General features: G+C 46.0%; 19 protein-coding genes. 2 read left to right on the forward strand and 17 right to left on the reverse strand.

Annotation, left to right across the window (positions count from 1 at the left end; all coding sequences use genetic code 11):
• Window positions 1-185 precede the first annotated feature (185 nt).
• The 4 genes from ABU165_RS07645 to ABU165_RS07660 all read right to left on the reverse strand — a co-directional run bounded on the left by ABU165_RS07645 (window position 186) and on the right by ABU165_RS07660 (window position 3,604).
• Window positions 186-479 (reverse strand): DUF3817 domain-containing protein, encoded by a 294-nt coding sequence (locus ABU165_RS07645; protein ID WP_022543779.1) that lies wholly within the window; start codon window positions 477-479, stop codon window positions 186-188.
• Between the two features lie 96 nt (window positions 480-575).
• On the reverse strand, window positions 576-1,529 hold the full coding sequence (locus tag ABU165_RS07650) for an ArsA family ATPase (RefSeq protein ID WP_253616775.1): 954 nt from the start codon (window positions 1,527-1,529) through the stop codon (window positions 576-578).
• Window positions 1,530-1,539: 10 nt separating this feature from the next.
• Window positions 1,540-1,803, reverse strand: coding sequence for a cory-CC-star protein (locus tag ABU165_RS07655; RefSeq protein ID WP_318060001.1), 264 nt, complete (start codon window positions 1,801-1,803; stop codon window positions 1,540-1,542).
• A gap of 55 nt (window positions 1,804-1,858) precedes the next feature.
• On the reverse strand, window positions 1,859-3,604 hold the full coding sequence (locus ABU165_RS07660) for a carbon starvation CstA family protein (RefSeq protein WP_009791052.1): 1,746 nt from the start codon (window positions 3,602-3,604) through the stop codon (window positions 1,859-1,861).
• A 204-nt stretch (window positions 3,605-3,808) separates the two neighbouring features.
• Between ABU165_RS07660 and ABU165_RS07665 the strand changes: the two genes are divergently transcribed.
• Window positions 3,809-4,102 (forward strand): phage holin family protein, encoded by a 294-nt coding sequence (locus ABU165_RS07665; RefSeq protein WP_371931605.1) that lies wholly within the window; start codon window positions 3,809-3,811, stop codon window positions 4,100-4,102.
• A gap of 322 nt (window positions 4,103-4,424) precedes the next feature.
• On the forward strand, window positions 4,425-4,667 hold the full coding sequence (locus tag ABU165_RS07670; protein WP_094767328.1) for a hypothetical protein: 243 nt from the start codon (window positions 4,425-4,427) through the stop codon (window positions 4,665-4,667).
• Between the two features lie 54 nt (window positions 4,668-4,721).
• Here the strand turns inward: ABU165_RS07670 and ABU165_RS07675 are convergent, their stop codons facing one another.
• From ABU165_RS07675 to ABU165_RS07735, 13 genes are all read right to left on the reverse strand, one after another.
• Entirely contained in the window at window positions 4,722-5,027 is a 306-nt protein-coding gene (locus ABU165_RS07675) for a DUF3219 family protein (RefSeq protein ID WP_094767329.1), read from the reverse strand.
• A 341-nt stretch (window positions 5,028-5,368) separates the two neighbouring features.
• A complete protein-coding gene (locus ABU165_RS07680; RefSeq protein WP_318060003.1) occupies window positions 5,369-6,379 on the reverse strand; it encodes a VanW family protein in 1,011 nt (336 codons plus the stop codon).
• Window positions 6,380-6,605: 226 nt separating this feature from the next.
• Complete coding sequence (locus ABU165_RS07685) at window positions 6,606-7,466, reverse strand: sugar phosphate isomerase/epimerase family protein (protein WP_318060004.1); 861 nt, start codon at window positions 7,464-7,466, stop codon at window positions 6,606-6,608.
• 58 nt (window positions 7,467-7,524) lie between these two features.
• A complete protein-coding gene (kduD, locus tag ABU165_RS07690) occupies window positions 7,525-8,307 on the reverse strand; it encodes a 2-dehydro-3-deoxy-D-gluconate 5-dehydrogenase KduD (RefSeq protein WP_022543774.1) in 783 nt (260 codons plus the stop codon).
• Between the two features lie 27 nt (window positions 8,308-8,334).
• Entirely contained in the window at window positions 8,335-9,165 is an 831-nt protein-coding gene (gene kduI, locus ABU165_RS07695) for a 5-dehydro-4-deoxy-D-glucuronate isomerase (protein ID WP_318060005.1), read from the reverse strand.
• 28 nt (window positions 9,166-9,193) lie between these two features.
• Window positions 9,194-10,207 carry a sugar kinase gene (locus tag ABU165_RS07700; protein WP_318060006.1) on the reverse strand — a complete coding sequence of 338 codons (1,014 nt, stop codon included), beginning with the start codon at window positions 10,205-10,207 and terminating at the stop codon, window positions 9,194-9,196.
• Window positions 10,204-10,860, reverse strand: coding sequence for a bifunctional 4-hydroxy-2-oxoglutarate aldolase/2-dehydro-3-deoxy-phosphogluconate aldolase (locus ABU165_RS07705; protein ID WP_318060007.1), 657 nt, complete (start codon window positions 10,858-10,860; stop codon window positions 10,204-10,206). The genes ABU165_RS07700 and ABU165_RS07705 overlap by 4 nt, the downstream gene beginning before the upstream one ends.
• A gap of 38 nt (window positions 10,861-10,898) precedes the next feature.
• Window positions 10,899-12,392: a UxaA family hydrolase gene (locus tag ABU165_RS07710; protein WP_318060008.1), complete on the reverse strand. Its 1,494-nt coding sequence runs from the start codon at window positions 12,390-12,392 to the stop codon at window positions 10,899-10,901.
• Window positions 12,389-13,852 carry a tagaturonate reductase gene (locus tag ABU165_RS07715; protein WP_318060009.1) on the reverse strand — a complete coding sequence of 488 codons (1,464 nt, stop codon included), beginning with the start codon at window positions 13,850-13,852 and terminating at the stop codon, window positions 12,389-12,391. The genes ABU165_RS07710 and ABU165_RS07715 overlap by 4 nt, the downstream gene beginning before the upstream one ends.
• Window positions 13,853-13,924: 72 nt before the next feature.
• Window positions 13,925-14,920, reverse strand: coding sequence for a LacI family DNA-binding transcriptional regulator (locus ABU165_RS07720; protein ID WP_318060010.1), 996 nt, complete (start codon window positions 14,918-14,920; stop codon window positions 13,925-13,927).
• 93 nt (window positions 14,921-15,013) lie between these two features.
• Complete coding sequence (uxaC, locus tag ABU165_RS07725) at window positions 15,014-16,450, reverse strand: glucuronate isomerase (RefSeq protein ID WP_318060011.1); 1,437 nt, start codon at window positions 16,448-16,450, stop codon at window positions 15,014-15,016.
• A gap of 354 nt (window positions 16,451-16,804) precedes the next feature.
• Window positions 16,805-17,755 (reverse strand): aldo/keto reductase family protein, encoded by a 951-nt coding sequence (locus tag ABU165_RS07730; RefSeq protein ID WP_022543771.1) that lies wholly within the window; start codon window positions 17,753-17,755, stop codon window positions 16,805-16,807.
• A 108-nt stretch (window positions 17,756-17,863) separates the two neighbouring features.
• The gene (locus ABU165_RS07735; protein WP_318060012.1) at window positions 17,864-18,628 is read right to left on the reverse strand and encodes a Nif3-like dinuclear metal center hexameric protein; all 765 of its coding nucleotides are present in this window, start codon (window positions 18,626-18,628) and stop codon (window positions 17,864-17,866) included.
• Between the last annotated feature and the right edge of the window lie 259 nt (window positions 18,629-18,887).

The raw sequence follows: 18,887 nt of genomic DNA on the forward strand, positions 1-18,887 counted from the left end.
TCGTACCTCCTGCGGGGTCTCAGCTCTGCCGCTGCAATCCCGCAGGAGTCTACGTGCCTTCCACTCCAATCAGCAGGGCTTCTAGAATTAGATAGCGTTACCTCATGCCCTAAATATTTTTGATTCACAGACAAAATTATTTTTTACCTTGCCTATAAACAAAAAAAAGCCGGGTAACCGGCTTTTTAAGCAAATCTCGATTTTCTCAGCCTTGAATCCAAAACGAAATTGCCGAATGGGATAAAAGCTACGGCCAATGCACTTGCGACCCATATAAAGGACCAGCGGACCTTAAAGGTCACATAGGCGATGATGAACAGGTATGTAACAAACAAAAATCCATGCAGGGAACCTACTACAGTAACCGCTTCCGGAAATCCGGCAAAATACTTCAAAGGCATCGCGATAAACAGCAGGACCAGCAGCGAGCCTCCCTCAAGAAACCCCATGATGCGAAAGCGTCCTATCGGTGTGTTCATGGTCAATCCTCCCCTTTCCAATCAAGGTCAAAGCCCTTTCATTGCTATCATATAGGCTTGCTTACAAAAAATCCAGTGGCTCTTGAACCACTCCTGTTATTCTATGCTTTTCACCAGTTCGGAGCTTAAATGCCTGGCAAACACGCCTAGATGAGCAGGCTCTGATATATCATGATGAAACAGGGGAATATGGATATTCTTCATAGCAGAGAACACCTTTGTGATCTCATTAAGATGCTGATTTTCATTTTCTCTTCTCATCTTCATGAAATGGCCGTCTGCTTCTTCCGGTATCACTTTATTGACTATGACTGCCTCCGTATGAAGTCCATGGCCAGCCAGGACCCTAACCGCTTTTTCTGTTTCGAGGATCGGGAGACGCTCGGCATTCAGGACGAACAGGCAGGCTGCAGACTGGCTGTCCAAGAGGATTTCCCGCACTTTGGCAAACTTATTTTTGCGGCTGAGAAGCTTTTCGTATATGGGATCCTCAACTGGTTCCCCGTCATTCATCCATTGGGCGAAGTTATCGTTATTTTTCTTTCTTCTTTGAAGCAGCCCATCTATCCAGGCACTCATCAGCTCAGGAAGTGTCAGCAGCCGGATTGTATGTCCTGTCGGGGCAGTATCAAACACAATGGTATCGTAGGCGGCCATTTCATCAAGCAGCAGGGAAGTGATCCGGTCGAATACGGCCGCTTCATCGGCGCCTGGAGAAGATGCGGCCAAATCGATCTGGCGGTATACCTCTTCAGCCATAGACGCTTTGACCAAGCCTTTGAGATTGCCTTTTACCTCTTCAATATATCTTTTAGCTTCACTCTCAGAATTAATTTCAAGAATATCGAGGTTCCGGCTGACATTCATGATACCCTGACCCGGCTTAAGATGGAACAGGTCCCCAGCATTATGGGCAGGATCCGTTGAAACGAGCAGAACCTTTTTTCCTTTTTCTGAAAGCAGCAGGGCAAGCGCCGCAGAACAGGTGCTTTTCCCTACTCCCCCTTTTCCTCCGACAAAATAAACCTTTTTATCCAGTATCAGTTTCATAGCCTCCTTTTCAGCAGCAGCGGATTCCGTCAAGCGGGGACTTTTCCATCCCCATCCGGAGATGCCACTCATGGAATTTCTCGATGATATGCGGATAAAGCTCCAGCGTGTAATAAAAAGCTGGATTGGGCAGCCCTGCCATTTCCGAGAAGCATAAAAGAATGAATAAATCCTCTTCATCCCTGAGCCCCCTCACAATTTCGGCCCGATGCGGGAGCCTTAGCACCTCATCATAAAAAGCAGCAGCCTTTTTCAGCTGTGACAGCAAGTCCATCACTTTCGCCTCCTCTCAGTCAGAAAAAGCAATGGCCGGCAATGCCGGCCAGGCTTTAGAAATGATGGGTTGTGTCTGCTGGCGGGGCATCCCTTCTGAAAGCTGCAAATGCTTCCAGGATGATCCAGAAAACAAACACAAGTATCAGCCCTCCCAAAATAAACAGAAGCATATTGGCGTCTGCTGTACCTAATCCTGACCAGTCAAATACAACCTGCTTGATCATTGCCCACAGAGTCATAATGAATACAAAAACCATCGGTATGAAAGTAACGAGGAAATTCCTGCCCTGGCGCTTCAGCCAGATGCTGATCAGCAAAAGGCTGACTCCTGCCAGAAGCTGATTGCTTGTTCCGAAGAGCGGCCATAGCAGATACCCGCCAGAACCAAAGCCATTCGGACCCTTAGGAAGCAGCACCAGCGCTGCACTTGCAACAACAGCTGCCGATGTGGCGACATGGGCTTTTGTGAGCGGCTTGAAATTGTATTCTTCGCCTATTTCCGCAATGATATAGCGCATCAGCCGGACTGATGTATCAAGCGTTGTCGCAGCAAAACTGACGACAATGACAGAAACAATCGTCTTTGCAATATCAGCAGGTATCCAGACGCCGGTTGCCAGCTGGGCCGCTCCATTGATGAATGACCCGAGCCCTCCTGAGCTTGCAGCGGCAAAGCTGCTGTAAGCAGCCGTGAAGTCACCCTGTGAGGCGAATAAGGTAATGACAGCGATGATGGAGATTAAGGCAAGTGCCCCTTCCCCTACTGCCCCAAGGTAGCCGACAAACCTGGCATCAGTTTCTTTATCAAGCTGCTTGGAAGAAGTACCGGAGGAAACTAGCCCGTGAAAGCCTGAAATCGCACCGCAGGCAATCGTGATGAATAATAGCGGCAGCCAGGAAGGGTCCGCAGCGCTCGCATTAACAGCAGGTGCTGTCACCTTCGGCTGCAGGAATACAAGTCCCGCATACATGATGACAAGGCCGACGACAAGCTGATGGGAGTTGATATAGTCCCGAGGCTGCAGCAGCTTCCATACCGGGAGAATCGAAGCGATATAGCAATACACCATTAAAATGACGATCCAGATAAAAAATGACATGGCAACGCCGTCAAGGCCAAAAAGGACCTCAGCTTCCGCTCCGCCAAAGTATTTCGGCAAATCGATCTGCAGGGCAGGCACCATGCTCGCAAGTACGGCGGTTCCGTACATGACAACCAGGGCAATGATGGAGGGAATAAGCATTTCTTTTTTCCGCTTGTATACGGCATACCCGATCCAGATGGCGAGGGGTATTTCGATGAACACCGGCAGGACGCTCGCAGGAAACTGGATGAACAGGTTTGAAATAACCCAGGCAAATACAGCATTCACCATGAGGACTAAAATTAAGATAATGAATAAGAACATCATTTTTGCTCTTTTGCCTATCAATTTGCTTGTGATGGTTCCAATTGACTGCCCTTTATTCCGGACAGAGAGTACGAGTGTGCCGAAATCGTGGATTCCTGCTGCAAAAACAGTCCCGAGAATGACCCACAAAAAGGCAGGCAGCCACCCCCAATATACTGCAATTGCTGGTCCCACAATCGGGGCAGCCCCTGCAACTGATGTAAAATGATGGCCCCACAGGACAAATTTATTGGTGGGCACAAAGTCAACCCCATCCTGGTATTGATGAGCAGGAGTGACATAGTTGGGATCAAGTCTGTAAATCTTTTCTGCCACCCATTTTGAGTAATACCTGTAGCCTGCCGCAAAAACAAGCATGCCGATAACAGCCAGCCAAATCGAATTCAATTCTATAACCTCCTTTTATCACCTGGTATTAATTACATCATAATGAAAGCGCCTTCTTATAGTCAATATATTCCGAATATTTTTATAGATTCACTCATTATTGATGCTTCCGGCATACGGCAATAAAACAGGCAAAAAATCACAGCAGACATAGGATGTACCATTAGCAGCATATCTTACCGGCATTCGCATACCATGAAGGAGGTGGCTATTTTGGACTTGCTTCAATTTCTGAACCAGAAATATATCATGCTTGTGCCGGCGCTATGGGTCATTGGATTGGCTTTGAAGCACACACCCTGGGTTCCTGACTGGACCATCATCTGGATTCTTTTGCTGCTGTCAGTCGGCTTTGGGGCGTTTGCCTTTGGCTTTTCCATCAACGGGATCCTGAACGGCGTTATTGCTGCAGGGGTCGCTGTGCTTGGACATCAAATGTACAAGCAGTCATTTCTCGGCAAACCTGCAAACAGGAAAAAAGACAAGCATAAAGACTAAGGGGAGGCTTGCTGTTTTTTAGATATGATCAGTGAATACCGGAGATATGCTGCTCTTTTGATTTCAAAAAAAAACACCATAAAAGCATTCAGCTTTCATGGTGCCCGTCTATAAAGACGGCAGCTCAGCACCTGCAGCAGCAGATACTGAAATATACGGAGGAGATCTTCCCTAACAATATATTTCAATCCTTCGGAAAAAGTGTGGACAAATCATCTCAACGTTTTCATTAATTTTCGGTTGTTATTCAGCAAAACGGCTTATAATTAGAGAAATGGGGGTAAAAATGGAAGAGCACCGTAGAGACATAAGAGGTGATGCTATGGAATGGAGAGGTTTATTCATCAATAACCCGGACAGGCAGATAGAAATATCCATTTACCCTGCAGGGAACACGAAAGATGGAGAGGAAGGGTATGTTGCCATGGCCAGGGAACAGATCCGGCAAATTACCGTCCAGGAGTTCTCAAAAAGCCGGCTGAAGGCTGTAAGGATGGCATTATCCCTTCTTGAAGATGAAATCCTATTGCATTTAAAATACGACCAGGACAATACTCCGCAATAATCAGGCAAGAAGAAGGGAAACAGGCTGCAGCGCTCTGATTCCCGCTTTTTGTTTTCAGTCCTCTTCCCCGTCTGTTTCCTTCAGCTCCAGATGGAATTCCCCGACAGCATCTTCCTCGTACAGATTCGTTAAAGAGGTATAATATTTATCGATCATTCCCCGAAACTCCAATGCATCCTCAGGCACCGATACATCAAAATACAGATCATATAACAGGGTAGTGATATCATGATATTCCTGATGGCTCACTTTGAAGTCAAAAGAGAGATGAATGGCCTGCTCCCCTTTTTCAGCCAGTGTTTCCTCTTTATAGTTGTATACATCAATCCGGTTCCCATTCAGGATTACCTGCTTGGCCATGAACGAATTCCTCCTTTTTCTTATTCATCTTGAAACGGACAAGATTGGTTTATTTTATGTAAGAATTCTTGGTTAAATGAATCGTACACCTTTATTTACAGGAATTCAAACAACTTGATTTCCTAAAAAAAAAGAGCTCCAAAGGGGAAGCTCTTTCTCATTCGTCTTCTTCTGGCGTATTCATATGTTCTTCTTCATCTATCAGGTAAGTCCAGTCGCTTTTTATCATATTGTCCCAGAGTTTTTCAATGATTTTCATGGATGAATCCCTCTCTTCGGTGAATTGTTACTATATAATTACCCGATTTTTGGAAGAGATAACATCCAATTTATAGAAATAATCAAGTTCTCTTCTTAATGACATCTGCATACTGCTTGGAGGTCCGGACCTCAACGGTCAGCTGTCCGTTTGCCAAGACAGTTTTCAGCAGGAACGGGGCCCCGGCTTTATTCTGAAATCGGAAATCCTTGCCGCCGTAGGAAACAGTGGCATCCCTGCCGACGGGCACATAACCGACCGTAACAGAATGATGGTGCTTCTCTACATAGTCTACCCCCACCTGATCGACTGCATTGAAGAGGGTTGACGAAGTCTGGCAGATTCCGCCGCCTATGCCCATGACCAGCTTTCCATTGATAGCCTCCTGAGCCGGCTGATAGCCATGTGCCTCATCGCTTGGCCCTACTGTTGTGTTAAAGGAGAAATAATCGTCGACGCCCACAATCACATTTTGAATTGCCTGGGCAGACAACTCGATATTCTTAGTCCTTCCTGCTACAGAACTATTAAACTTGGTTGTATAAGAGGCAACCACCACTTCACTTAAATGGGCCGCGTCCTCCGGCTTATAGCCGCTTTCGGAAACGATGAGCGGCAGTTCAACATTCCCCCCCTCAGCAGAAGCCTCAATCACCTTTGCGGTCAGCTCCGCTTCCTCGAGGATCGTCCTTGGATTCCCTTTTACAATCCCACCGTTCGCATCGATCCGGTCAGGGAACATCCTTTTGTCATAGCCGGGACTTGCATCTGTCCCTCTTGCCAGGCCCTTCGCCCATTGGCTGATTTGCTGCTTATACTTTTCCAGATCATCTTCATAGCCCATTTCCTCGGGTTTAAACGTCTTAATGATTGCTTTCGTGTTCGGATCTATCACCTGGACCACTACCGGTTCTTTTGCTTCTTCAGCCAGTTTTTCCTGTTCCTGCTTTTCTTTCTCCTTCTGAAGCTGGCTTTCGAGTTCATTCACTTTTTCCTTTAAGTTCTCCTCCTTTGATGCCTGGTCCGCACACCCGCCCAAAACTGCCAAACTGCCAATCAACAAAGCTGCCATCCATCTTCTGCTTTTTGTCATGAGTCCCCCAACCCTGTTTTTTATTTCCAAAAACCACAAACTTCTATCCTAAATACAGCTTCCGCTTATCATCTTATTCTTCAATATTGAAGGTATTCCCGGTAAATCTAGGAACTATCTACTATTTTACAATAAAATGGATTCTTTATAAAGAATTAGGGGAGTTGGGAATGAAAGGAAGCAGTTTGGCTGAACGAAAAACACTCCCTGGAGGAAGTGACCATTTTTACCTTAAGAGTCCTTTTCCAATGCTTCTGCTGCTGAATTTCATTCTTAAATAGTCAGCACATCCTTCAATATCCGGTTCTTTTGTTCCTTCCATGAGAACCTGGATATACGGCTTTCGATCTTTAAGGAGCTTTGAGATCAGGCTATAGTTTAACAGGCCCTGTCCTGCCGGGACGATCTTCACCTGGTCCTCTTCGACAACGAAGTCTTTTGCATGGAAAATGGCGATTTTTTCCCCAAGAAGTTCAATAGCTTCTGCTAACAGCTCATCCTGCCTTTGATAGTTTTCAACCGTAATGAGGTTAGCGGGATCAAATATGACCTGGACATTATTTGAATCTACAAGGTCCAAGAGGCGTTTGAGCCTATCAGCTGAGTGGACTGGATGATTCACCCCTGCTTCTACACCGACAATTACACCGAATCTTTCAGCTTCAAGGGCGAGCTCGGCAACACTTTCCACTGCGTCCAAAAAGGGCTTTTCCTCAAAATTTCTTTCACTATAGCCCATTTCAGGAAGAACACTTCCAGTCTCGGTACCGACGATGCTGCAGCCAAAATCCCTTGCATACCGGATATGCTCTTTAAATTTCTCCAGTCCTTTTCGCCTCTCTGACAGGTCTGGGTGAATGAGATTAACATAACAGCCAAGTACGGCAATTTGGACGCCGGCATCTCCGAATGTCTTTGCGATGTAACGGGCAAGACCCGGCGAAAGGGTTCCCGGTGATGGATAAAGAGCAGGAAGTGATTTTCCCAGAGCAAGCTGAATACATGAAAACCCCTTGCGGCCAATTTCTTCTGCCAGCTCTTCCAATGAATCTTTTTCAATATCGTGGGCTCTGATTCCAAGGTTCATCTTAGTCTCCTCCTAATAAGAAAGCCGCACTCTTGTACGGCTTCTTTCATATATTCTCTTATCGTACGAGCCAGCCTCCATCCACCGCTAAAAGATGTCCGTTCATATAGCTGGAAGCGTCACTTGCCAGGAACACAACGGCCCCCATCAGGTCGGCAGCCTGCCCCCATTTCCCTGCAGGAATCCGTGAAAGAATTTCTGCATTCCTCTTTTCATCAGACCTGATTGCAGCTGTATTATCTGTCGCAATATAGCCAGGTGCAATCGCGTTTACCTGGATATTGGATTCTGCCAGCTCATTTGCAAACGCCTTTGTCAGACCTGCCACTGCATGCTTGCTTGCCGTATAGGAAGGGACGAATTTTCCTCCCTGGAAAGACAGCATGCTCGCAATATTAATGATTTTCCCGGATTTCTGTTCAGCCATTACTTTTGCTGCCTCCTGGCTGAGCAGATAAAGTGAATTCAAATTAACTTCCAATACAGCATCCCAGTCTTCTTCTTTATACTCAAGAAGCGGGGCACGGCGGATCGTACCTGCATTATTGACAAGGATATCAATTTTTCCGTATTCATTCAGACAGGCGTCTACTGCTTCTTTAATCTTTGTTCGATTGCTAAGGTCTGCCTGGAAGAATACCGCCTTCTGCCCTGTTTCTTCTATTAATTTTTCAGTTTCCTGCCAATCGCCGCTTCTGGAAATGACAAACAGGTCGGCCCCTGCCTTGGCAAGCGCTGCCGCATATGCCTGGCCAAGGCCTTTGTTTCCGCCTGTTACGATTGCAGTCTTGCCGGCAAGGCTGAACATATCCATTGAAAAAGAACTTAGTGCCTCTGTCATACGAAATCCTCCGTTTCTATCAGTCTCTTATCGCAATTCTTCCATTTTGACATGGTCCATATCGGTATAAGTGATATTCTCTCCGCACATTCCCCAGATGAAGGTATAATTGCTTGTTGCCGTGCCGGTATGGATGGACCAGCTCGGGGAGATGGCAGCCTGTTCGTTCTTCATAACAAGATGCCTTGTTTCATAAGGCCTTCCCATGAAGTGGAACACACGGGTATCTTCCTCCATATCGAAATAGAGATATACCTCCATTCTCCGCTCATGGGTATGGCACGGCATCGTATTCCAGACGCTTCCCGCAGACAGCATCGTTAAGCCCATCTGCAGCTGGCAGCTCTCACAGACATTTGGATGGACATACTGATAGATTTTCCGCTCATTCAAGGTGCCCGGCTCACCCATTTCCAGCGGCTTGATTTCATTGATATCAATTTTGATCGTCGGATACTGGTGATGGGCAGGTGTGGAGTTGATATAGAATTTGGCTGGCTGTGCGGCATTTTTGGAACGGAAAAGTACTTCCCTCGTCCCTTTTCCAACATATAATCCGTCCCTGGCCTGCATATCATATTCTGTGCCATCAAGGATAACCGTGCCGTCCCCGCCAATATTGATGATGCCGAGCTCACGCCGCTCCAGGAAATAATCGACGCCCAAATCCTTGTCCAGCTTGATTGTCAGTTCATTCTCAGCAGGTGTAACACCGCCAAAGATCATCCGGTCATTATGTGTATATGTCAAGTGGACCTGCCCTGATTCAAACAGTGTTTCCACCAGGAACTCTCTTCTTAAATCATCTGTCGTATACTTCTTCATGTCCTCGGGATGAATCGCATAGCGTGTTTCCATTGTGCATTCTCCTTTTCAATCATTATTTTCAGCGGAGTATTTTTCCTGGTTCACTTCCCGCCAAAGCTAACACTTCTTCCTTTGTAAATGAATTGCTGTCTCCATGGACTGTGTGTTTAAGAGCTGAAGCCGCTGTCGCAAAATCTGCCGTCATTTGAGGATCCCACCCCTCCAGCACACCAGCAAGAATCCCGGCCATAAAGGCATCCCCTCCGCCAACCCTGTCCACGATAGGCTCTATATGGTGGACCTTAGACTGAAAAAGCCGGCTTCCAGTGTACAGATTCCCCTGAAGCGTGTTGCTTGTGGCTGATTTGATTTTCCGGAACGTAGAGCAGATATACCGGATGCCGGGATATGAAGCAGCCAGTTTACGATAATAGTTTTGCAGCCTTTCCGTTTGTGAAAGAGAGCTATCTGCAGGCTCCATCCCCAAGAGATGGATGCTGTCCAATTCCCCGCATGAACAGATATCTGCATATGGAAGCAGTTTCTTTAAGGCTTCCCCGGCTTCTGACTGGCTCCAGAGCTTTCCGCGGTAATTGAAGTCAAGGCTTGTCAGCGCCCCATATTCCTTAGCTTTCTTGAAAGCGAGGAGTGCAAGCTCCCTGAGCTCAGGAGAAAGGGCCAGTGTGATTCCGCTTACATGAAAAAGTGAAGCATCGCGCAGCATGCCGTCCAAGTCTACTTCTTCAGGCACCAGTTCCGAGAAGCTCGAATGCTTGCGGTCGTATGTGACCTCGGCGCTTCGTTCCCCTGTCCCTGATTCCAAATAGTAGGTGCCGAGGCGGTCTCCGCCTTTTAAAAGGAAATCTGTCCGGACGCCATTTGCTTTTAAATGCCTTTCTGCCCCTTGTCCTAAAGGGTTGTCAGGCACCTTGCCTGCAAAAAAAGATTCATAGCCAAAGTTGGCCAAGGATACAGCGACATTAGCTTCTGCACCGCCATAGTGGACAGTAAGGCCTGCTGCCTGGGAAAGCCTTACGCCCTCTTCTGTCGAAAATCGCAGCATAATTTCTCCCAACGTAACAATCTTCTTCATTGCAGTTCCTCTTTCCTTGCTTCTTTGACAATTTTTATATATTCTGCAGACATTTCGGTAATTTTTTCATAGTTTCCTGTTTTGGCAGGCGCCGCCAGGTTCCCGCCAACCCCAACTGCCACACAGCCGTTTCTGATCCATTCCCCGGCATTTTCCAGGCTGACTCCACCTGTCGGCATGATATTAGCCTGCGGAAGCGGCGCCTTGACCGATTTAATGAAGTCAGGTCCAAAGGCATTGCCAGGAAATAGCTTGATAATATCTGCCCCGTATTCCAGCGCTGCCTTCATTTCTGTAATCGTCATGCAGCCGGGCATATAGGGCACCTGATAAAGGTTGCACAGCTTAGCAGTCTCTCTGTCAAAGGCCGGGCTGACGATGAATTCAGCGCCGGCGAGAATGGCAATCCTCGCTGTCGCCGCATCCAGGACAGTTCCGGCCCCCAGAACTGCACTCGAGTCATCTGCAAAATATCCTGACAATTCCTTTAAGACAGCTTCAGCTCCATCAATGGTAAAGGTGATTTCAATCCCGGCAATTCCTCCCTTTACACAGGCTTCTGAAATTTTCACGGCCTCTTCACTTGAGTCGGCCCTGACAACCGCCACCACTCCGGATTCAATCAATCGATTCAATATGTTCAGCTTCTTCATAATTGCCTCCCCGGCAGAAATTGTTTTGCATTTCCCGCCTATAAAGTGACTCCGCTCTTAAAAATTGAAATTTCCCTGAAATCGTTTTTCTCGTTATTGACCAATTCCCCGCTTGCCACACTGATGATATAGTCCGTGAACTGCTGCAGTACTTCATCAGCGGAAATTTCTTCTTCAAGGAGTGTACCTGCATTGAAATCGATCCAATGGGGCTTTGTTTCATAAAGCTGGGTATTGGTCGAGATTTTCATCGTCGGCACAAAGGTTCCGAACGGGGTTCCCCTGCCTGTGGTGAACAGGACAATATGGCAGCCTGCTGCGGCCAGTGCAGTGGAAGCAATCAGATCATTCCCTGGCGCGCTGAGAATGTTCAGCCCTTTTTTACGGAGAGTACCGCCGTATGGCAGGACATCAACCACCTTGGATGTTCCGGCTTTCTGGGTGCAGCCAAGAGACTTATCCTCAAGAGTGGTGATGCCTCCCGCTTTATTGCCTGGTGATGGATTCTCATAAACCGGCTGTTTATGTTCAAGGAAATAGCCTTTAAAATCATTGATCAGGCTGACAACCTTTTCAAAAACCTCTTCGTTTTCCGCCCTTTCCATAAGGATGGTTTCTGCACCGAACATTTCCGGCACTTCAGTCAATACGGTCGTCCCGCCCTGGGCGATCAGATAATCAGATAAGCGGCCGAGCAGAGGGTTGGCGGTTATGCCCGAGAACCCGTCTGATCCCCCGCACTTCAGGCCGATGTTCAATTCAGAGAGCGGAATATCCTCTCTTTTATCATCCTTGGCTGCTTCATAGATTTCTTTCACAAGCTGAAATCCCGCTTCAATCTCATCTGAAACTTCCTGGGATACGAGGAATTTAACCCGGCTTTCATCTACTGTTCCCAGAGCTTTCCTGAATTCCTCCATCTCATTGTTCTCACAGCCAAGCCCTAAAACGAGCACGCCGCCTGCATTGGGGTGATGGACCGCATCAAGAAGGATTTGCTTCGTATTTTCATGATCATCCCCCAGCTGGGAGCAGCCATAGCTGTGCTTTAGAACCAGGGCCTGGTCAAATGGATTTTGGTCACCGGCATGCTTTTCAAAGCGGCTGATGATTTTTTCAGCAATTCCATTCACACAGCCGACCGTCGGGACAATCCACAATTCATTGCGGATTCCGGCTTTGCCGTTCTTGCGCCGATAGCCCTTAAAGGTTCTTTGCTCATTACGGAAAGGACTGTCTGCAAAAGCCGGGGAGTAGCTGTATTCCTCCTGGCCTGAAAGATTTGTTTTCGTATTATGGGTATGGACCAGCTCTCCCTGGCCGATCGCTGCTGTTGCATGCCCGATTGGATAGCCGTACTTTACGATATTTTCATTCTCATTGATTCCGGCTGCTGCAATTTTATGCCCTCGGCGGATATCCTCGCGCAATAAGATGGATTGGCCATCCACTGTTAATTCGGCGCCTGCTTTCAGGTCTTTCAGTGCGAGAATAATATTGTCTGCCGGATTGATTTTTAGAAAATCTCTCATTCTAGTTCCCCCCTAGCTAAGACAGTGCCGTCGATTATGCGCTGAAGCGCTTTCTCAATGCCTGTTTCTTCTATTTCCCTGAGATATTCAGCCACTGCTTCCTTAAGGCCTGCAACCTCGGTGAGATCCCTGCCCCAAAGCTTCTGTTCTTTCAAAAGGTTAGCGGACAGCTGCTCTATTCCAATCTGCTTTTTCTCAAAGCTTCGCCATTCCGATTGAAGGATTTCGAGTACCGTACTGCTGTCCTCCACATCCATTTCCTTGTATAGATACAATAGGCAGCATAAGGAAAAGACGATTTTTGCAGGCAGTTTTCCTTCTTGTTCTATATAATCTAGCAGGGCCGGCAGATTTCTGGCAGAAAATTTCGACACTGAGTTCAATGAAATGCTCTTTAGGTAATGCTTGATATAAGGGTTGGCAAAACGGTTCATTACCTCTTCTGCATACTGCTCCAGCTCTTTTCTGTCCCCATCAAGTGCCGGAAGGATTTCCTCTTCTATCAGCTTTTTTATAAAAAGCCCCACCTCTGGATGTGTGACAGATTCTTCAACTGTTTCAACCCCGGATAGGAGTGCCAGGGGCGTCATTGCCGTATGAGCACCGTTTAATATCCTTACTTTCCTTGTACGAAATGAAGTGATGTCCTCCGTGATGACAAGATTCAGACCAGTCCCTTCAGCAGGCAGCTCATCCTTCAGCCAGGACGGCCCCTCTATTGCCCAGAGATGATAATGCTCCCCTGTAACAAGAAGTTCGTCCTCATAACCCAGTTCTTTTGTTTTCTCTTCCAGTGTATCCTTTGGGAAACCCGGGACAATCCGGTCGACCAATGTCGAGCAGAATACATTGGACTTTTCAATCCAATTCTTAAAATCAGCCCCGAGATTCCATGAATCTGCATATTGGAGCATGATTTCCTTCAATTTTGCGCCATTATCTTCCACCAGTTCACACGGAAGGATGATGCAACCATATTTTTCATCGCCCTTAAAGGCCAGGTAACGATGGTATAAAAAACCTGCCAGCTTTCCGGTAAACCCCTTCTGCGGACGGTCCTCCAGCCTGTCATCGGGATCAAAGACCATTCCAGCCTCGGTTGCATTGCTGATGATGAATCTGAGCTCCTTCTGTCCGGCAAGCCTGATAAATTCCTCATAATCTGTTTGAAGATTGATTCCCCTGCTGATTGAATCGATCACCATATGTTCCTTTACAGGGATCCCTTCCTTCAGCCCTTCAAGATAAAGGGTGTACAGCCCATCCTGCCGGTTAAGCCGTTCAATTTTACTGGACCCTCGGGGCTGTACGATAACGCAACTTCCATTGAACCCTTTTTTCTCATTTAAAATTTGAATCTGCCAGTCTGCGAAACCCCTTAAAAAGTTCCCTTCGCCAAATTGAAGGATTCTTTCAGGGAATATCCTTTTGGCATGTGTTTTACTGCTTAGGCGCTCCATATCCTTCCTCCCTTATATTCAATCATGCACACGTTAACATTTTTACCAGGAGCCCGCTGGCTTCGGGCTGTGCTAGCTAATCCTTTTCACAGAGCTTCTAATGATGAGCTCAGTGTTAACAAATATTTTTTCCGCCTCAAGCCCTCCTTGAACAAGAGAGAGCATTTTTTTCGCACCCAGCAGGCTGATTTGCTCTACAGGCCTTTTCACGGTGGATAGCGGTGGAGTCGTGTATTGTGAATAACCGATATCATCAAAGCCGATAACAGATAGATCATCAGGCACTTTCAGACCTTTTTCAAATGCACAGTTCATGGCACCAATCGCCATATCATCATTAGAGCAGAAAACGGCAGTCGGCGGGTCCTTAAGGGATAAAAGCTGCTCCATGGCCAGAAAGCCGCTTTCCATATCATAATTGCCTTTCACTGCATAACTGCTTTTTACGGATATCCCGTGATCTATCAATGCCTGCAAATAGCCGTCCTTGCGCATTTGGGAGGATTTGAAACTTGAAGTTCCTTCAATAATTGCAATATCCCTATGGCCGTTTTCAATAAGGTATTCCACTGCCTGTTTGGAGCCTTCTGCATCATTAGAGCATATATTATATACACTTTCTTCTTCTATATCCCTGTTCAGTACAATAAGGGGGATCTCCTTTTGCAGCACATGGTAGATAAAAGGATTATCGCGGACACTTTGGCTCATAAGAATGATTCCATCAAACCGCTGCCTGTTGATGCTTGTAAAATCCTGATAATCATCGATCCCTCGAATGAACAGATTATAATCCTGTGAAATAGCTCCGTTAACTCCCTTGATTGTATCCGCAAGAAAGCTGGCCGAAGTCCCAGTTATAAAGCTTGTCAGAAACAGACCGATTGTATGCGATTTCTGCATAACCAGGCTCTTGGCGTTTACATTCGGCGAATAGTTAAGCTGGGCAGCAATTTCGAGAATTTTCCTCTTTGTCGGCTCTTTGATCATAGGACTGTTGTTTAATGCACGCGATACCGTTGTATGCGATACATTGGCTATTCTTGCAATATCTTTAATTGTTACCATATATAAACCTTCCTTTTTAACCAATCAATGCTATTTATCCTTTTATTATAACCTGCCCTGCCCGCCGGCTCCAAGCCGGGACATGATCACGGCTTATTTAACAGCAGCTGCGTGCTGTTTTTCAGCCTCCTGGAATTGAAAATATTCTTCCGCATTATAATAGGAGATCCCTTTGATAATCCGGCTGAGCAGTTCCTTGTCATTTGGAATTTCACCATTTTCGACCCATTCACCGATCAGACTGCAGACAACCCTGCGGAAATATTCATGCCTGGTGTATGAAAGGAAGCTTCTTGAATCGGTAAGCATTCCGATGAACCTGCTGAAGAGCCCCATATTTGCCAAGGCTTTCATCTGATCGAGCATCCCATCCCTCGTATCATTGAACCACCAGGCAGTCCCAAATTGAATTTTCCCCGGTATGCTGCCGTCCTGGAAGCTGTTGATGATGCTGGCAAGAATATGGTTGTCACCCGGATTCAGAGAATACAGGATCGTTTTTGGCAGCCCTCCTGCCTGATCTAAAGAATCAAGCAGACTGACGAGCGGCTTTGCAATCTTGTCATCATTAATAGAGTCGTAGCCAGTATCAGGGCCAAGGGTCTGGAACATCTTCGTATTATTATTGCGGTGGGCATTCATATGGTATTGCATAGCCCATCCCAGGCTGGCATAAAGCTTGCCCAGATGAATAAGCGTATAGGTTTTATACTGCTTTTCCTCTTTCTCGGATACAGTGCCACCTGAAAGCTTTTTAGCAAAAATTTGTGAAACCTCTTCAAATGCTGCTTCTTCATATACAACCTGATCAAGCGCATGGTCGGAAACCCGGCCGCCGAGGGAGTGGAAGAAATGGACTCTTGAATCCAATGCTTCAAGAAGGCTTGCATAGCTGTCAACCGTAATCCCGCTCGCTGCCTCAAGCCGTTCAATCCATTCTTTGTAGCCATGGCGGTTGATTTCCAGACCTTTATCAGGCCTGAATCCTGGTACGACCAGTACCGGAAAGTCCTCCTCCTTTGAAAGAAGCTTGTGATATTCAAGCGAATCGGCCGGATCGTCGGTCGTGCAGATGACCCGGACATTTGATTTCCTGATGATCTCCCGTACTCTGAAATCATCTGTTGCGAGCTGCTTATTGACCTTATGCCAAATGTCTGGTGCAGACTTTTCATTTAAGATGTCATAGATGCCAAAAAAGCGCTGCAGCTCCAGATGGGTCCAGTTATATAATGGATTTCCGACAGTCATCGGCACTGTCCTTGCCCAGGCAAGGAATTTATCATAATCGTCTGCATCACCGGTTATGTACTTTTCATTGATCCCATTCGCTCGCATTACTCTCCATTTATAATGGTCCCCATACAGCCAGGCTTCTGTAATATTTTTGAACTTTTTATTTTCATAAATTTCCTTTGGGCTGATGTGACAATGGTAATCGATGATCGGCAAATCCTTTGCTTCCTCATGATACAAAAATGCAGCCGTTTCATTTTTCAGGAGAAAATTCTCGCCCATAAACTTTTCCATATGAATCACCCTCCGTTATTTGTTAACGTTAACAATTTTCTATAAATTCAGTCTAACAAATTTAGAAAGTTCTGTAAACGACTTTTGTTAACGTTAACATTTTTTTATTCTGCCAGCTCCTTTCCTTAATTAAAAAGATACTTTGTACTGGTAAACAGTCATTTAAACTATTTGTTTAGATTGTTGCCTGAAAAGCAACGCACTCTTTTTAAAAAAGGCTTTGTTAAACATTGTTGTAGCCCAAAATCAACAAGGTACACTAACACAGCAAAAAAAAATAAAGAGCCCCGGTAATATTTATCCCCGGAACCCCCCATAAATTTAAATAGCAGAACAACAGCTATATTAATTGCCTTATTCTGCAGTAAGAATTTCTTCAATCTGCTGGAGGCTGTCTTCTTTCAGCTTTACGCCTGATGCCTTTACATTTTCCTCAAGCTGCTCAGGGCGGCTTGCCCCGACAAGGGCGCTTGCTACGTTTGGCTGTCTGAGGATCCAGGCAAGGGCGAGCTGGGATAAGGTAAGATCCTCTTGCTGCGCAATCTTTTCCAGGCTCTCTGCTTTTTCAAGATTACGATCGTTCAGGACACCGTAAAGAGTGCCCAGGTCCTTTTGAGAGGCACGGCTTCCTTCTGGAGGTGCTTCCCCTTTTTTATATTTGCCTGTCAGCACGCCTTGGGCAAGCGGTGAGAACACAACCTGGCCGATTCCATGCTTTTCGCTGACAGGTATGATTTCTTTTTCAATGTTCCGATGCAGCATGCTGTAATTCGGCTGGTTTACAACAATCCGGTCCCAAAGCCTTTTATCTGCAAGATGAACAGCTTCGGTCATCTGCTCTGCCGTCCATTCGCTTACACCTGCATACAAGATCTTTCCTTGCCTGATCAGATCATCAAGAGCTCGCAGGGTTTCTTCAAGAGGGGTTTCCGGGTGAAATCGGTGGCAATAATAAATGTCGATATAATCAAGCCCGAGCCGCTTCAGGCTTGCATCCGCCTGCTCCATGATATGCTTGCGCGAAAGCCCTGAATCATTGGGCCCGTCCCCCATCTTGCCAAAAACCTTCGTTGCAAGAACATAGGAACTCCTGTCATATTTGGCAAGTGTTTTTCCAACGACCTTTTCTGCCTCTCCGCGCATATACACATTCGCCGTATCAAAAAAATTGATGCCGAGCTCATATGCTTTATCTATAGAAGATGATGCCTTCTGCTCCTCTACATACCCTCCATAGGTGAGCCAGCTGCCGAGGCTGATCTCGCTGACCTTAAGGCCGGTATTTCCAAGACGCCGGTATTCCATGATCATTAGCTCCTTTATTTATGTATTGATAGAGTTTTTTGAAAACTCTATGTATTTTAGTCTATCACCCTTAAAGAAAATTTTCTTTTTAGATGCTCAGAAGATCTTTCATCTTATAGGATTGAGCTCAAAATGTGATTCTTCCAGCTTCATAACTTTGATTTCCGGATGCCTCTCCTTCACTTTCCCCGCAAGAGTCTCTACCCCCAAAATTTCTGTGAAGGTATGGCTGCCTACAAGGAGATTCATTCCGGAAAATTGTGCGTATTGAATGGTATATAAAGAAGCTTCGCCAGTAATATAAGTATCGCACCCGCCATCAAGAGCAAGCTTCAGGTAATCGGTAGAATGGCCGGCTCCTGTCATGATCCCCACCCTCTTGACTTCTTTGCCGTTATTTCTCCAGCGTCTCACCGGTTCATTCAATAGGCGGCTGAGCTTAAATGCCAATTCCTCAAAACCTAAAGGCTCCTTGAATTCACCGATGCCCGGAATGCCGCCATTATCAAAAATAGAATATTGGATGATCTCGTCAATGCCGATTTTCTCCATTAATGAGGTACATGTCCCAAAACGGATATAATCCAGGGGACCATGAATCCAGAAGTTGCTGATCTCATGCTTTTGCAATTTGTTCCTGCATTCTTCATTAAGCCCGTAAATGAAATCCCAGGCGTCATGATGGGTGATAATTAAATCAACCTGACTCCGGACGGCATGTTCGATGGTTTCCAATGATAGATTCGTAGCATAGCCAACGGTTCTGATTTCCTTATCTGTGCTGTTCGTGAAGCCATAATCGTCTGCAAAATTTTTTAAAAGCTCTTTGCCGAATAATTCTTTTATAGTCAAAGTAAACTGGTCGATATCCAATTTTATCCACCTCGTTTTTTCACATTTTAACACAAACCTTTACTGTATTATTAGAAATTTCAAGTATCCCATTACCCTGGGCTTCAATTACACCTTACTGCCTAACTGACAGTCTTATATCTATGCGTCTTAGAATGGAGCTTATAAATAGGAGCATTCACCACAATAAAAGGAAAAAGCAGAATAAAAACCACAATACTAAATAATGATTATTCTTCTACATTTATAATTACTATATAATTTAATTGCGGCAAGTGTA

It is taken from the genome of Cytobacillus sp. T106, from assembly GCF_040492155.1.
Lineage (GTDB): Bacteria > Bacillota > Bacilli > Bacillales > Cytobacillaceae > Bacillus_AB > Bacillus_AB infantis.